General features: G+C 68.8%; 14 protein-coding genes. 1 reads left to right on the forward strand and 13 read right to left on the reverse strand.

Features of this window, described 5'->3' with window-relative positions; genetic code table 11:
- The first annotated feature begins 1 nt into the window (after nt 1).
- Nucleotides 2-331, forward strand: coding sequence for a YnfA family protein (locus tag ACWFRB_RS23065; RefSeq protein WP_452643567.1), 330 nt, complete (start codon nt 2-4; stop codon nt 329-331).
- Here ACWFRB_RS23065 and ACWFRB_RS23070 read toward each other — a convergent pair.
- The 13 genes from ACWFRB_RS23070 to ACWFRB_RS23130 form a co-directional block, all read right to left on the reverse strand.
- A complete protein-coding gene (locus ACWFRB_RS23070; protein WP_452643568.1) occupies nt 312-965 on the reverse strand; it encodes a YoaK family protein in 654 nt (217 codons plus the stop codon). The two genes, ACWFRB_RS23065 and ACWFRB_RS23070, sit on opposite strands and share 20 nt — an antisense overlap.
- Nucleotides 966-1,022: 57 nt before the next feature.
- Nucleotides 1,023-1,286 (reverse strand): GlsB/YeaQ/YmgE family stress response membrane protein, encoded by a 264-nt coding sequence (locus ACWFRB_RS23075; RefSeq protein WP_392981015.1) that lies wholly within the window; start codon nt 1,284-1,286, stop codon nt 1,023-1,025.
- A 184-nt stretch (nt 1,287-1,470) separates the two neighbouring features.
- Complete coding sequence (locus ACWFRB_RS23080; RefSeq protein WP_452643569.1) at nt 1,471-2,580, reverse strand: NDMA-dependent alcohol dehydrogenase; 1,110 nt, start codon at nt 2,578-2,580, stop codon at nt 1,471-1,473.
- A 22-nt stretch (nt 2,581-2,602) separates the two neighbouring features.
- On the reverse strand, nt 2,603-4,105 hold the full coding sequence (locus tag ACWFRB_RS23085) for an aldehyde dehydrogenase family protein (protein ID WP_452643570.1): 1,503 nt from the start codon (nt 4,103-4,105) through the stop codon (nt 2,603-2,605).
- Nucleotides 4,106-4,192: 87 nt separating this feature from the next.
- On the reverse strand, nt 4,193-5,860 hold the full coding sequence (locus tag ACWFRB_RS23090) for a sigma-54-dependent Fis family transcriptional regulator (RefSeq protein ID WP_452643571.1): 1,668 nt from the start codon (nt 5,858-5,860) through the stop codon (nt 4,193-4,195).
- A 13-nt stretch (nt 5,861-5,873) separates the two neighbouring features.
- Nucleotides 5,874-7,511 (reverse strand): AMP-binding protein, encoded by a 1,638-nt coding sequence (locus tag ACWFRB_RS23095; RefSeq protein ID WP_452643572.1) that lies wholly within the window; start codon nt 7,509-7,511, stop codon nt 5,874-5,876.
- 156 nt (nt 7,512-7,667) lie between these two features.
- A complete protein-coding gene (locus ACWFRB_RS23100; RefSeq protein WP_452643573.1) occupies nt 7,668-9,002 on the reverse strand; it encodes an MFS transporter in 1,335 nt (444 codons plus the stop codon).
- 129 nt (nt 9,003-9,131) lie between these two features.
- The gene (locus ACWFRB_RS23105) at nt 9,132-9,650 is read right to left on the reverse strand and encodes a hypothetical protein (protein ID WP_452643574.1); all 519 of its coding nucleotides are present in this window, start codon (nt 9,648-9,650) and stop codon (nt 9,132-9,134) included.
- 97 nt (nt 9,651-9,747) lie between these two features.
- Nucleotides 9,748-10,602 carry an alpha/beta fold hydrolase gene (locus ACWFRB_RS23110; protein WP_452643575.1) on the reverse strand — a complete coding sequence of 285 codons (855 nt, stop codon included), beginning with the start codon at nt 10,600-10,602 and terminating at the stop codon, nt 9,748-9,750.
- A gap of 62 nt (nt 10,603-10,664) precedes the next feature.
- Entirely contained in the window at nt 10,665-12,251 is a 1,587-nt protein-coding gene (locus ACWFRB_RS23115; protein WP_452643576.1) for a long-chain-fatty-acid--CoA ligase, read from the reverse strand.
- 43 nt (nt 12,252-12,294) lie between these two features.
- A complete protein-coding gene (locus tag ACWFRB_RS23120; RefSeq protein WP_452643577.1) occupies nt 12,295-12,942 on the reverse strand; it encodes a 3-oxoacid CoA-transferase subunit B in 648 nt (215 codons plus the stop codon).
- Entirely contained in the window at nt 12,939-13,703 is a 765-nt protein-coding gene (locus ACWFRB_RS23125) for a CoA transferase subunit A (protein ID WP_452643578.1), read from the reverse strand. The genes ACWFRB_RS23120 and ACWFRB_RS23125 overlap by 4 nt, the downstream gene beginning before the upstream one ends.
- Nucleotides 13,700-14,281: an RBBP9/YdeN family alpha/beta hydrolase gene (locus tag ACWFRB_RS23130; protein WP_452643579.1), complete on the reverse strand. Its 582-nt coding sequence runs from the start codon at nt 14,279-14,281 to the stop codon at nt 13,700-13,702. The genes ACWFRB_RS23125 and ACWFRB_RS23130 overlap by 4 nt, the downstream gene beginning before the upstream one ends.
- Nucleotides 14,282-14,394 lie beyond the last annotated feature (113 nt).

Below are 14,394 nucleotides of genomic sequence, written 5' to 3' on the forward strand. Positions count from 1 at the left end.
CATGACCGTCGCGAAATCCATCGCCCTGTTCGTCGTGGCCGCCCTGCTGGAGATCGGCGGCGCCTGGCTGGTCTGGCAGGGCGTGCGGGAACATCGCGGCTGGATCTGGGTCGGACTCGGCGTGATCGCGCTCGGCGCCTACGGGTTCGTCGCGACCATGCAGCCCGACGCGAACTTCGGCAGGATCCTGGCCGCGTACGGCGGCGTCTTCGTCGCCGGCTCGCTTCTCTGGGGCATGGCCGTGGACGGGTTCCGGCCCGACCGCTGGGATGTCACGGGAGCGCTGATCTGCCTCGCAGGCGTCGCCGTCATCATGTACGCGCCGCGCTGAGCCGATCCCGCGCGAACAGCACCGCGAGCAGCAGCGCCAACGCGACCGCGCCCCACAGTCCCGCCAGCCCGACCCCGCGGTGCACCGCCGCGCCCGCGGCCACCCCGAGCACCAGGCCGAGCCACAGCCCTGCGAAGCGCACCCACTCCCACCGCGGCCCGCCGGTCAGTGCCGCGGCGATGCGTTGCCCCAGCTTGACCAGGGTGCCGGTCATGTAGGTGAGGCTGATCGACGACCCGCCGGTCCGCTCGAACACGGTGTTCTCGGCGCCCATCGCCAGTGCCAGCGCGGCGATCACGACCTGCCGTGGGCCGATGGCCGAGGCCGTCACCGCCACCACCAGCAGACCCGCGACGAGGCACATCACGACCGGTCTGCGGCGCGCGCGGGCAAACCGCCCCAGCACCGAACCCACCACCACGCCGAGCACGAACAGCGCGATGATCGCAGCGCCGACCGCCGCGAGGTGCCAGTGGCCGTCGACCGCGCCGACCGCCATGCGGGTGGAGTTCCCGCTCATGAACGAGACGAAGAACCCGCCAAGGGTGATGTATCCCATGGCGTCGACGTAGCCCGCCAGGGCAGCGAGCAGCACCGCGATGACAAATGTCCGGCGACCGACGTCGACTACCACTGGGTCCCTACCCGGACCGGGCCGGTCGCCGACGCCACGAGGGCACGCCGGTCGCGGCTACTCCTTCCTCGTCAGCGCGGTGTAGCCGAGGGTCAGCGCGGCCGCTGCCGCGATGCTGATGATCCAGCGCCACCAGTCGATGCCCTTCGTGTCGCCGGTGTCGCTGATCATGCCCCAGATCCAGTACCCGATGAGTGCACCGGCGATGCCGAGCAGGACGGTGATGACCCATCCCATTGCCTGCTTGCCAGGGATCACCAGGCGTGCAAGCACGCCGATGACCGCGCCGAAGATGATGGTGCCGATGATGTCGCCGATCATTGTGGGCTCCTCTCGTGCCACCTCAGTCGCGCGACCGCGTGCTGGGTTGTCGATCTTGATAGTGACACGGTGGCGCCGCGCGAGGAACCCTTATGGCCCCAGACCGGCGGTACCCCGCTCTCCTGCGGTCCGGAGAGCGGGGCACCCGGGGGCACTGCCGGTCGAGGGAACCGGCGCCCACCGGTCAGGCGTGCACGATCACCCCGCGGATGTTCTTGCCGTTCCTCAGATCCTCATAGCCCTGGTTGACGTCCTCGAGGCGGTACTGCGTGGTGACCAACTCGTCGAGCTTGAGCTGGCCGGCGTCGTAGAGCCGCAGCAGCTTGACGATGTCGTACTGCGGATTCATGGACCCGAACAGCGAGCCCTTGATGGTCTTCTGGTTCAGCGTCAGATCGCAGCCGGACACCTGCACGGTGAGCTTCGCCGGATCGGCCAGACCTGTGATGACGACGGTGCCGCCCTTGCCGATCACCGCCGTCGCCGCGGACACGACCTCCTCGTCCACGGTGCCGACCAGGATCAGTGCGGCATCCGCGCCCTGGCCCCAGGTCAGTTCGTTCACCTTCTCGGCGGCGCTCGCCGCGTCGGCGAAGGCATGGGTGGCGCCGAACTTCAGCGCGGTCTCGCGCTTGAGGGCGACGGGGTCGACGACGACCACGTACTTGCAGCCCGCGCTGACCGCGCCCTGCACGGCATTGATACCGAGACCGCCGATGCCGTAGATGACGGCGGTGTCACCCGCGTGCAGGTTGCCCGCGTTGACCGCGGTCCCCCACCCGGAGGGGACCCCGCAGCCGACCAGTACCGCGGTCTCCAACGGCAGCCAGTCGTCCACCTTCACCACCGAGTGCTGCGAGATGGTGGCCCGCTCGGCGAACGTGCCGAGCATGCACATGGCGCCGAAATCGGTTCCCTTGGAGTGGAACCGGAAGGTCCCGTCCGGCATCGACCCCTCCAGGATGGTGGCGCCCATGTCGCAGAGGTTCTGCCTACCCGTCGAGCAGTAGCGGCAGGTGCTGCAGTTCGGGATGAAGCTGCACACCACGTGATCGCCTGGCTTGACCTTCGTGACGCCCGGCCCGACCTCCTCGATGATCCCCGATCCCTCGTGCCCGCCGACGATCGGATAGCGCGGCGGCAGGTCACCGTCCGTCAGGTGCAGGTCCGAGTGGCACAGTCCGGCGGCGGTGTACTTGATCAGCACCTCACCGGGGCCGGGGCCGTCCAGGTCGAGCTCCATCAACTCGAACGGCTTTCCGGGCTCCAGGAGCACAGCTGCGGTCGTCTTCATGAGTTCTCCTCGTAAGTTGTTGTCAGAGCGCGATGTTGACGGACTTGGTGATCGTGTAGGCGTCGAGTCCGGCCGCCCCCAGCTCGCGGCCCCAGCCGGACTGCTTGTATCCGCCGAAGGGCATCGCGGTATCGAAGCCGTTGTACTGGTTGATCCACACGGAGCCGGCCTTGATCTGCCGCGCGGTGCGGTGCGCCTTGGAGATGTCACGGGTCCAGATACCCGCGGCGAGACCGTAGATGGAATCGTTCGCGGCCGCGGCGACGCCGGCCTCGGCGTTGAACGGCAGCGCCGCGACCACGGGGCCGAAGATCTCCTCGCGGACGATGCTGAACTCCGGCTTGACGTCCACGAACACGGTCGGCTCCACGAAATAGCCGGTCTCGCCCCACCGCTTGCCGCCGGTCAGCGCCCTGGCGCCGTCCGCGAGACCCTCACGCAGGTAGCCGGTGACCTTGTCGAACTGCTCCTGCGAGACGAGCGGGCCGAGCTGGGTGGCCGGGTCGAGACCGGGGCCGATCTTCACCTGGCTCGCCGCGTCCGCGACCGCCTGGGTGAAATCGTCGAAGATCTTGTCCTCGACGAACAGTCGCGTGCCTGCGACGCAGCACTGACCGTGATTGAACAGCCAGGCATTGAGCGAACCCTCCACTGCGGCGTCGAAATCGGCGTCCGCGAAGACGATGTTCGGGCTCTTGCCGCCGAGCTCGAGCGAGACCTTCTTCAGGTTGCCCTTGGCGGCCTCGACGATCTTCTTCCCGACCTCGGTGGAGCCGGTGAAGGCAATCTTGTCGACGTCGTCGTGCGCGGACAGCGCGGCGCCCGCGTCGCCGAATCCGCTGATGATGTTCACGACGCCGGGCGGGAAGCCGGCCTCCTGGAACACCTCACCGAGCAGCAGTGCGGTCAGCGGCGTCTGCTCGGCGGGCTTGAGGATGACGGTGTTGCCTGCGGCGAGGGCGGGCGCCAGCTTCCACGAGGCCATCAGCAGCGGGAAGTTCCACGGCACGATCAGCCCGCACACGCCCACCGGCTCGCGCAGCGTGTAGGCGTGGAACTGGGCGCCGGGCGCGAAGGGCATCGACACATTGACCGTGCTGCCCTCGATCTTGGTTGCCCAGCCGGCGTAGTAGCGGAAAACGTCTGCAGCCCACGCCACGTCGACCGCCGAGGCGATGCCCGCCGACTTGCCGTTGTCGAGCGCCTCGAGCTGGCCGAACTCCTCGGCACGCTCGCTGAGGATGTCACCGACGCGCCAGAGCAGGCGCTCGCGCTCGTTCGGCTTCATGCCCGGCCACGGACCGTCGTCGAACGCGACCCGCGCCGCACGCACCGCCCGGTCGACGTCCTCGGCCTGACCGTGCGCGACCTCGGTCAGCGCGTTCCCGGTCGCGGGGTCGTAGGTCGGGAAGGTGCGACCCGAGGCGGCCGGGGTCCATTCGCCGCCGATCAGCAGCTTCTTCGGGCCGCCGGTCAAGAACGCATGAACCTCGGACTTGAGCGGGAAATCGGCGATCGCCGTCATCGGTTCCTCCTGCGAGAAAGTAGGTGTGTGATGCACGCCATACTTCGCCGGTTCCGATGTGGATAACTGTGCGACTTCCGGACAGCCCTAGGCCGTTACGTCGAGCGCACGGATTCTCGAATACAGTGTGCTGCGGCTGATTCCGAGCTTTGCCGCGGCATGCACCTTGTTGCCGCCACACTCCTGCAAGGCATCGACGATCGCCTGACGTTCCGCCCGCTCGCGGCCCGCGAGGCGGGTGACTCGCGAGCTGGTCCGGTACGCGTCGGGCAGGTCGGCGAGCCCGAGTCGGGTGCTCGACCGGTCCCGCGCCGTCCTGGCCAGAACCACCCGCAGCTCGGTCAGGTTGCCCGGCCACTCCCCCGCCACCAGCGCCTCGAGCGCGGTCGAGGTCAGGCTCAGCCCGGGCTCGATCTCGTCGAGCATCGCCTGGGCGATCTCCGGCAGTTCGCCGAGCCGCTGACGCAACGGAGGCACGACGATGCGTTCGGGGCACCGCGCCATCATGGCCGCTGTCGCCGGGGGTAGATCCTCGATCGGGCTGCTCGTCAGCACCATCCGGGGTCCGCCCGGGGCGATCAGGAGGTCGGTGACCACGGGCAGCGCCGCCGCGGGCAGCAGGTCCGCGTGTTCGACGGCCAGCACACCGCCGGTCGCGGACGCCTGCTCGAGCAGCGCAGGCAACCATCGGTCGATCCCGACGATCGGAATCCGGGAGGCGTCCGTCCAGTGCACGGGGTCGGCACCTGCGAGATCGCGCACGGCCGTAGTGCGGCCCGAACCGGACTCGCCGACGACCGCAACGGGCTCGGCGCTCCCGCGCACCCGGCGCAGCTCCTCGCGCGCCCGGTCCGCGACGCCCGCACCGTCGGGGCGGCGCCGGATCGGCACATGCGGTCGGTGTACGTGCTCGACCAGAAACAGTGTGCCGCCGTTTGTTCCGGCGATTCTGTCGGCCTGCACCGTCGCCAGCTGCCCGGACGCCAATTCCAGGTTCACCGTGCGCGACTGATCCGGCAGGAGGTCCGCCGCGAGCCCGCGCAGCGCGGCGTGGTCGGCCACGTCGAGGAGGTCGAGCGCGGTCCGGTTGCTGAGCAGGATGTCCTCGCCGATCGCGGCGACGGCGACGTGGCGCTGGGGCGAGACCCGCTGGAAGGCATCCACCAATCGCTGCTCCGACGCCCGCGAACCCTCGAGCAGCCGACGCTCGATGTCCGCCGCGGCGCGTTGTAGAAAGGGCGCGAACAGCGAGTTCGCCCGCGGGGCGATGCAGGTCATGTCCAGGATCCCCTCGACCCGGTGCGTCACCGGATGCAGGATCGGGTGCCCGTAGCAGCTCAGACCCTTCAATCGCTCCAGATAGTGCTCCTCGCCGTTGATGACGATCCCGCGCCGCACCTCGACCGGGGTACCGATCGCGTTGGTGCCCGCGGTGTCCTCACCGAACCGCGAGCCGATCACCGCGCCGAGCTTCTCCAGGTGCCGCTCGACCTGATGGTTGTCGAACACCCTGGCCACGATCCGGCAGTCGCGATCGGCGAGCAGGAGACACAGCCCGGTGCCCGCGATCTGGATGGCGACCTCGTCGAGGATCGGGCGCGCGGCCCGCAACAGCCGACTGGAGAGGTCCAGGTCGGTGGCCGGGTCCGCATCGAAGCCGTCCCCCGGGCCGACGCCACTGAGCGCGGATCGCTTCCAGGACAGCGCGATCTCGGGCCGGACCGCCTCCCGCCCACTCGCCTCGCCGGGGTTCATCGGCCTGCCCCTCCTAGCCCTGCCCGATCAGCAGGGCGGACTGCTCGCGCATCTCGATCTTGCGGATCTTGCCGGTCACCGTCATCGGGAACTCGTCCACCACATGGACGTACTTCGGGATCTTGTAGTGCGCCAGCTTGCCCGTGCAGAAGGCCCGCACCGAGTCCGCGTCCAACTCCGGCGCCCCCTCACGCATCCGGATCCACACCATCAGCTCCTCGCCGTACTTCGCGTCCGGCACACCGATCACCTGCGCGTCGAGGATGTCCGGGTGCGAGTAGAGGAACTCCTCGATCTCGCGGGGATAGATGTTCTCGCCGCCGCGGATCACCATGTCCTTGATCCGGCCGGTGATGGCGACGTAGCCGTCCGCGTCCATCACCCCGATGTCGCCGGTGTGCATCCACCGGGCCGTGTCGATGGCCTCGGACGTCTTCTCCGGGTTCTCCCAGTAGCCGAGCATCACCGAGTACCCGCGCGTGCACAGCTCGCCCGCCTGCCCCCGGGGCAGCGTCAGCCCCGTCGCCGGGTCGACGATCTTCACCTCCAGGTGCGGGCCCACCCGGCCGACGGTGGACACCCGCTGGTCGATCGTGTCGTCGGAGCGGGTCTGCAGCGAGACCGGCGAGGTCTCGGTCATCCCGTAACAGATCGACACCTCCGCCATCCCCATCTGCTCGATCACCTGCTTCATCACCTCGACCGGACAGGGCGAACCGGCCATGATGCCGGTGCGCAGGCTCGTCAGGTCGTAGCTCGCGAAGTCCGGGTCGGCGAGCTCGGCGATGAACATCGTCGGCACCCCGTACAGGGAGGTGCACCGCTCGGCCTGCACGGCCTCGAGGGTCGCCTTCGGGTCGAACGCCGGGCCGGGGATCACCATGGTGGCGCCGTGTGTGATGCACGCCAGGTTGCCCATCACCATGCCGAAGCAGTGGTAGAACGGCACCGGAATGCACACCCGGTCCGCCTCGGTGTAGTGGCACAGCTCGCCGACGAAGTACCCGTTGTTGAGGATGTTGTGGTGACTGAGCGTCGCACCCTTCGGGAAACCCGTTGTGCCCGAGGTGTACTGGATGTTGATCGGGTCGTCGGCGGAGAGCTTGGACTGCGCCGTCGCCAGCCTCGAGGGGTCGGCGGAATGGGCTGCGGTCCCGTCCTCGACCAGCGCCTGCCACTCCGCGCTGCCGAGCAGGATCACCGATTCCAGGCCGGCGCACTGCGGCCGGACCGCCTCGATCATCCCGGCGTAGTCGGAGGACTTGAAGCTGGGCGCGGCGACCAGCATCCTGATGCCCGCCTGCTCGAGCACGTACTGCAGTTCGTGCGAGCGGTAGGCAGGGTTGATGTTCACCAGGATCGCGCCAATCTTCGCGGTGGCGAACTGGATCAGCGTCCACTCCGGGCAGTTCGGGGCCCAGATGCCCACCCGGTCACCCAGGCCGATCCCGCGCTGCAGCAGACCCGCCGCGACACCGTTCACGTCGGCGGCGAGCTCGGCATAGGTCCATCGCCTGCCCGAGGGCCGGTCCACGAGCGCGTCACGGCCGCCGTGGGCCGCGACCGTCCGATCGAAGTTGTCCCCGATGGTGTCGCCCAGCATGGGGGCGTCCCAGACTCCCGAGGCGTAGCTGGGCAGTGCGGTCCTCATGTGATTCCTCTCCTGGGCGCCGGTGTGCGCCTCGGGGAGGACCCGCCGTGGCGAGCCCTCCCGTGGTCGAACCTACTCGTGCTGATGTGACCTACGACATAGTCGGTGGTGCGGGGTGACCGTAACTGTCCAAGGTCCGGACACCCCGCCCGGCGGCTAGAGCGCGTGGTCCTTGGTCTCGACCAGGGCCCTGGTGCAGAAGAAGCTCAGCACCGACAGTCCGGCCAGCATGAGCCCGATCGCGAAGCTGCCGTAGGTGGAAGCGAGCGGCGCGGCGATCAGCGGCGGGATGGCACCGCCCAGCACGCCTGCCAGGTTGTAGCCCAGGCCGGCGCCGGTGTAGCGGTACCGCGTCTGGAACATCTCGGGCAGCAGCGCACCGCACGGGCCGTAGGCGACCCCGAAGATGGCGAGCGTGCCGAACATGCCGATCACGAACGCGACGGGCGATCCGGTGTCGAGGATCGGGAACAGTGCCAGCGCCCAGACCAGCGCGGCGACGCAGGACGCCATGATCACCTTGCGGCGACCGATCCGATCCGAGTAGAGCGCGGAGACGATGATCGCGATACCGAAGACGACGGCGGAGGCGATGCCGACCATCAGCACGAACGGACGACTGAAGCCGAGCGTCTTGGTTCCGTAGCTGGTGAGGAAGGCCGTGCCGAGGTAGAAGAAGGCGAACAGCGTGGCCAGGGCGCCCGCGGAGAGCAGGATCTCCTTGCGCTGGTAGCGCCAGGCGTCGAGGAACGGCAGGGTTCGGGGCGCCGCGTCCGGCCCGTCGAGTGCCCGCTGCGCCTGGTTGGCGCGGAACACCGGGGTCTCCTCGATGGCGAGGCGCATGTACAGGCCGATGCCGACCAGGACGATGGAGAACAGGAACGGCACGCGCCAGCCCCAGTTGAGGAAGGTCTCGTTCGAGTCGCCGAGAACGGCCCCGGTGATGAGGAAGGTGCTGCTGGAGAGGATGAAGGCGATGGCGGGGCCGAGCTGCGGGAACATCGCGTACAGGCCGCGTTTGCCCGGCGGTGCGTACTCGGCGGTCAGCAGTGTCGCGCCTGCCCACTCGCCGCCGACGGCGAAGCCCTGCCCGAAACGGAGCAGCACCAGGATGATCGGGGCCGCGACCCCGATCGTGGAGGCGCTCGGCAGCAGACCGATGAGCAGGGTCGAGATGCCCATCAGGAGCAGCGTCGAGATCAGGGTCTTCTTGCGGCCGATCCGGTCGCCGTAGTGGCCGAACAGCATCGCGCCGACGGGCCGGGCGATGAACGCGACGGCAAAGGTCGCGAACGAGGCGACCGTTCCTGCTGTCGACCCCAACGCCGGGAAGAACACCTTCGGGAACACCAGCGCCGCGGCCGTCCCGTAGATGAAGAAGTCGTAGAACTCGATGGTGGTGCCGATACAACTCGCGATGGCCACCCGGCGCACGCTGGTGCGCGGGGGCGCAGCGATCACCGTTCCTTCTACTGGCGACACTGTCGTCATGTGTTCCTCTTCTCGAGCCAGGAGTGATGCCCGGTCGGGCGTCACTGACTGCGAGGAAAGGTAGTGACGTGGCTCACGTGACGACTACCCCCGAAAGGGGGGGTGGCGTGAGCCACGCCACTTTTCGGACTACTGTCCGGACGCGCTGAGGACCTCGCGGCGCAGCTCGGACCACACCACCGCGTAGGTATCCGAGAACGGATCGCCCGACTTCACCCGGTCGAGGGAATCCGCGAGCAGCTCCTGGTACCTGGCCAGGCGGGGCACGTACGCGGAGACGTCGTCGAACACGTCCGACGCGCGACGGTCCAGGTCGACGAGCGAATCGACGTCGTCCTCGGCCAGCTCGGCGAACTCCTCGTCGAGCGGCTCGAAGCGGTCGACGACCTCCGCGAACAGGTCCTCGTCGATGGAGACGCGCTCGGCATCGAGCTGATCCTCGAGCTCGGTCACCCCCGCGTCGGTGAGCGAGACCCCGGCGTCGCCGGAATCGGAGGCGCGGCCCGCCGCGACCAGCGCGTCGAGCGCGGCCTGCGCCGAGGACTCGGTGACCCCGAGCTGCACGGCCAGCACCGGTGCCGACACCGAACCCTTCAGTCGCACCGACTGCAACAGAGCCAGCTCATCGACATTGCCTGCAAAGGCCATTGCGTATCTCCTTGGTGCCCGCAACCGGGCGTCGTCACCGCCCCGAGGGTCAGGGGCGAGCTACATCCTTTTGGATGACCGTCACCGGCGTCAACACTTACGCCAGGCCGTCGAGAAAGCCGCCGACCTCCATGGTGAACACGGCATTGTCGTCCCCCGCGACCATGTGACCCGCGGCCGAGACGTTGACGGCGGTGGCATGCGGGATCAACCCGAGCAGCTCCTCGACCCCGTCGGTGCTGACGATGTCCGACTTGCCGCCGTGCACCAGCAGGGTCGGCACCTCGACGGCCCTCGCCGCCGCGACCATCCGGCCATGGTGGTCGGAGGTGATGATGTCGCCCACTCCCCCCGGCTGGGCGAATGCCGGATCCCAGTGCCAGTACAGGCGGCCGTTCGACCGTTCCCGGACGTTCCGGCGCAGCCCCTCGATGTTCGACGGCCTGCTGCGGTGCTGCTGGTATGCGGCCACCGCGTCGGCGACCTCGTCGAGGCTGGCGAATCCGTCGGGGTTGCCCCGCATGAAGTCGGCGATCCGTCTGACGCCCTCGGGTTCCACCCTTGGCGTGATGTCGACCAGGACCAGGCCGCGCATCAGTCCGGGGTTCTCACCCTCGGCGATCAATCCGGTCATCCCGCCAAGGGAGGCCCCGAAGAGCACCGGCATCTCGCCGAGCTGGTCGATGACGCCGCGCAGGTCGTCGACGAGGCCGTCGACCCGGTAGTCGCCGTCCTGCGCCCAGTCGCTGTCGCCGTGACCGCGCGCGTCGAGGGTGTAGACGGTCCAGCCGTCGCGCGAGAGGGTCGCCGCGGCCCGGTTCCAGGAGTGACGGGTCTGACCGCCGCCGTGCAGCATCAGGACCGCACCTCGGCCGGCCAGCCCGTCGTCCGATGTCCAGCGGTCGGCGGCGATGGCCCCCGCTCCCCCGCGGAACTCGATGGTTTCATTCACGCCTCACACCATAGGAAGCGCCCGGCACCGCCGCGTGGGCGGTGCCGGTGGACGTACCGGGATCAGCGTGCGGGTACGGACATCGCCGCGAGTTCGCGCTTGAGGATCTTGCCGGTTGCGGTCATGGGCAGGACGGTGGCGAACTCGATCGAGCGGGGGTACTTGTAGCTCGCCATCTGTTCCTTGCACCAGGCGATCAGTTCGTCCTCGGTGATCTGCGCGTTCGGCTCGAGGATGGCGAACGCCTTGATCTCCTCGCCGTGGCTCTCGTGCGGGACGCCGATGACGGCGACGAGGGAGACGGCCTCGTGGGTGAGCAGGACCTCCTCGATCTCGCGCGGGTAGACGTTGAACCCGCCACGCACGATGAGGTCCTTGGCACGGTCGACGATGTAATAGAAGCCGTCGGCGTCACGGCGGGCGAGATCGCCCGTCCGGAACCATCCGTCGTGCATCGCCTCGGCGGTGGCCTCGGGGCGATCGAGGTAGCCCGCCATGATGTTGTGCCCCCGCAGCGCGATCTCCCCGATCTCGTCGGCGCCCGGCACCGTGTTCCAGTTGTCGTCGACCAACCGCGCCTCGACACCCCAGACGGGAACCCCGATCGACCCGGGACGGGGGTCCCGCTCGGGGTCGCTGAAGAGGGCCAGCGGGGAGGACTCGGACAGCCCGTACCCCTCGAGGATCTGCACCCCGAACCGCTCGGCGAACCGGGTCAGGATCTCGACGGGCAGCGCCGCACCGCCCGAGATGGCCCGCCGCATGGTTCTCGCGATCCGTGCCACGTCGACGGCGCCTGCCGTGTTCGCTGCGTCGAGCGCACCGAGCAGGGCCCAGTACATGGTCGGAACCCCGGCGAACACGGTGATGGCCTCGTCGACCATCAGCCGCAGGGCGGCCTCGGCCTCGAATCGGGGCAGCAGCACAAGGGTCGCCCCGACCGACAGGCCTGCGTTCATGACGACGGTCTGCCCGAAGGAGTGGAACAGCGGGAGGGTGACAAGGAAGGTGTCGTGCCGGACCGGGTTGCTGTCGAACAGCCGGTTCGCCGTCGCTGCGTTCATCACCATGTTGGAGTGCGTGAGTTCGGCGCCCTTGGGCTTGCCGGTGGTACCGCTGGTGTACAGGATCACCGCGGCGTCGCCCGCCTCACGGACCACCGACCCCGCCTCCTGCGACATGCCCGCCAACGCGGCGGCAAGGGTGGTGACGCCGTCGACCGGTGCCATCGCGTCTGGGTCCGCGGTGATCAGGTACATCTCCCGGCACCGGTCCGTCGCGTCGAACCCGGCGCGGCCGAACTCGCCCATCGGCAGCTCCGCGCTGCCCTCGAAGCAGAAGTACGCCTTGGCGCCCGAATCGGCCAGGTGGTAGGCGATTTCGCGGCCCTTGAGCATCACATTGAGCGGGACGACCACCGCACCGGCCTTGAGGATCCCGTAGTAGACGATCGGGAACTGCGGCAGGTTGGGGCAGGAGAGCGCCACCCGGTCTCCCGGTTCCACGCCCCGCGACGTCAACAGGTTCGCCACCTGGTTCGCACGGGCGTCGAGCTGCGCGTAGGTCATTCGCTCCCCGTCGAGGACCAGGGCCGTCCGGTCGGGGTATCGGCGGGCGGAGTCTTCCAGGAGCATGGACAGGTTCAGCACGCTGAACTCACTTTCGGTTGTCGTGACGGAGGTGGTCGGTGGCCTACGCGAGCGGCGCGGCGGTGGCCGCGCGCACGGACTCCTCCGTCACACCGGGCGCGCATTCGCGCAACACCAGACCCGCCTCTGTGACGTCCAGAACGGCCAGATTGGTGATGATCCGGTGCACCACACCCTGACCGGTGAGCGGCAGGGTGCACTCGCGCACGATCTTCGATGCCCCCGACCGGTCGGTGTGTTCCATCAGCACCAGGACCCTGCGAGCGCCGTGAACGAGGTCCATCGCCCCACCCATGCCCTTGACCATCGCGCCGGGCACCATCCAGTTCGCCAGGTCGCCCGCCTCGGACACCTGCATCCCGCCGAGCACCGCGGTGTCGATGTGCCCACCCCGGATCATCCCGAACGAGAGCGCGGAATCGAAGAACGAGGCGCCCGGCGTCACGGTCACCGTTTCTTTGCCCGCGTTGATCAGATCCGCGTCCACTCCGTCCTCGTCCGGATATGCCCCGGTGCCGAGGATCCCGTTCTCGCTGTGCAGGACCACCTCGAGCCCGGGCGGGAGGTGATTCGGGATCAGGGTCGGCAGCCCGATGCCGAGGTTGACGTACTCGCCCGCCGAGAGCTCGGCCGCGGCCCTGGCCGCCATCTGCTCGCGGGTCCAGCCGACCACCGTCAACGTTGCGGTCATGCGACTGCCTCCTTCCGCGCCGTCACCGTGCGCTTCTCGATCTGCTTGTCCTGCACGCCCGTCGCGACGATGCGGTCGACGAAGATCCCCGGCAGATGCACCTGCGCCGGGTCCAGCACACCGGGCCGCACCAGGGTCTCCACCTGCGCGATGCACACCCGGCCCGCCATCGCGGCGAGCGGGTTGAAGTTGCGTGCAGCCATGTTGAACACCAGGTTGCCCTCGGTATCCCCGATCGCCGCGTGCACCAATGCGAAATCGGTGGTGATCGATTCCTCAAGCAGGTACCGCTTGCCCGCATACTCGCGGACCTCCTTCGGCGGAGATGCCACGGCGATCGATCCGTCGCCGTCGTAGCGCCACGGCAGCCCACCCTCCGACACCGGGGTACCGACCCCCGCCGGGGTGAAGAACGCCGGAATACCGGCGCCACCGGCGCGGAGCCGCTCGGCCAGCGTGCCCTGCGGCGACAGTTCGACCTCCAACTCCCCGGCCAGGTACTGCCGGGCGAACTCCTTGTTCTCGCCGACATACGACGCGATGACCCGACGAATTCTCTTCTGCTCCAACAGCAGGCCGAGGCCGTGGCCGTCCGTTCCGCAGTTGTTCGAGGCGACCTCCAGATCGGTCGCCGACCCGTCCGCGATCGCGGCGATCAACGCGTCGGGGATGCCGCACAGACCGAACCCGCCCACCGCCAACGAGGCACCGCTGCCGATATCGGCGACCGCCTCCGCGGCCGAGACGAACACCCGGGTCACGAGGCGACCTGCTTCGCACCCGTCAGCTCGAGGAGGAGTTCCTCGGCCTGCGGCCAATACCCGTAGCCGGCAGCGGGATTGAGGTGTCCGACGTCGCCGAGGTCGACCAGCCGGCTGCCCCAGGTCTCTGCCATGCCCGCGATTCGTCGGTGACTCCCGAGCGGGTCATTGCTGCTGGCGGCGACGATGCTGGGGAACGGAAGCCGGCCCCGCGGGATGGGGTTCCAGCCATTGCGCTCGAGGTCATCGATCACCGGGTAGCCCTCTGGCAGCGGCAGCTCCAGGTCGGCGGGGGTGGCCAACAGGGCGCCCTGAATCGGCCGGGTCGGCCGCTGCGCCCAGTGCACCGTGATCATGCAGCCCGCGCTGTGAGCGACCAGCACCACCGGTCCGTCGATCTCGCCGAGCACGGCGTCGAGCGCCGCGATGCGTGCCGTCAGGCTGAGCTTGTCGTGTTCGAGCGGCGGCACCGTGCGCACTCGGTCGAGCTTGTCTGCGAGGAGGGTCTGCCAGTGGTCGGCGACGTGGTCGCGCAGACCGGGCACGATCACCACGGTCGGATCGGCGATGCTGTTCAAGTGGACTCCCGAAGCTGCTGTTTCACAATGAGATCGGGATCCGGATCGGATCCCTGTCGGGCCGGGGCGCGGCACGAGCAGGTGCCGCGCGCCGACCCGTCCGGCGGTCGTCG

It is taken from the genome of Rhodococcus sp. NPDC055112 (assembly GCF_053607505.1).

Excerpts from the sequence above, each read along its gene's own strand:
- ACWFRB_RS23120 (WP_452643577.1), bottom strand. The coding sequence starts at position 12,942 with ATGACCGCAACGTTGACGGTGGTCGGCTGGACCCGCGAGCAGATGGCG.
- ACWFRB_RS23085 (WP_452643570.1), bottom strand. The coding sequence starts at position 4,105 with ATGACGGCGATCGCCGATTTCCCGCTCAAGTCCGAGGTTCATGCGTTC.
- ACWFRB_RS23090 (WP_452643571.1), bottom strand. The coding sequence starts at position 5,860 with ATGAACCCCGGCGAGGCGAGTGGGCGGGAGGCGGTCCGGCCCGAGATC.
- ACWFRB_RS23075 (WP_392981015.1), bottom strand. The coding sequence starts at position 1,286 with ATGATCGGCGACATCATCGGCACCATCATCTTCGGCGCGGTCATCGGC.
- ACWFRB_RS23080 (WP_452643569.1), bottom strand. The coding sequence starts at position 2,580 with ATGAAGACGACCGCAGCTGTGCTCCTGGAGCCCGGAAAGCCGTTCGAG.
- ACWFRB_RS23065 (WP_452643567.1), top strand. The coding sequence starts at position 2 with ATGACCGTCGCGAAATCCATCGCCCTGTTCGTCGTGGCCGCCCTGCTG.
- ACWFRB_RS23095 (WP_452643572.1), bottom strand. The coding sequence starts at position 7,511 with ATGAGGACCGCACTGCCCAGCTACGCCTCGGGAGTCTGGGACGCCCCC.
- ACWFRB_RS23100 (WP_452643573.1), bottom strand. The coding sequence starts at position 9,002 with ATGACGACAGTGTCGCCAGTAGAAGGAACGGTGATCGCTGCGCCCCCG.
- ACWFRB_RS23105 (WP_452643574.1), bottom strand. The coding sequence starts at position 9,650 with ATGGCCTTTGCAGGCAATGTCGATGAGCTGGCTCTGTTGCAGTCGGTG.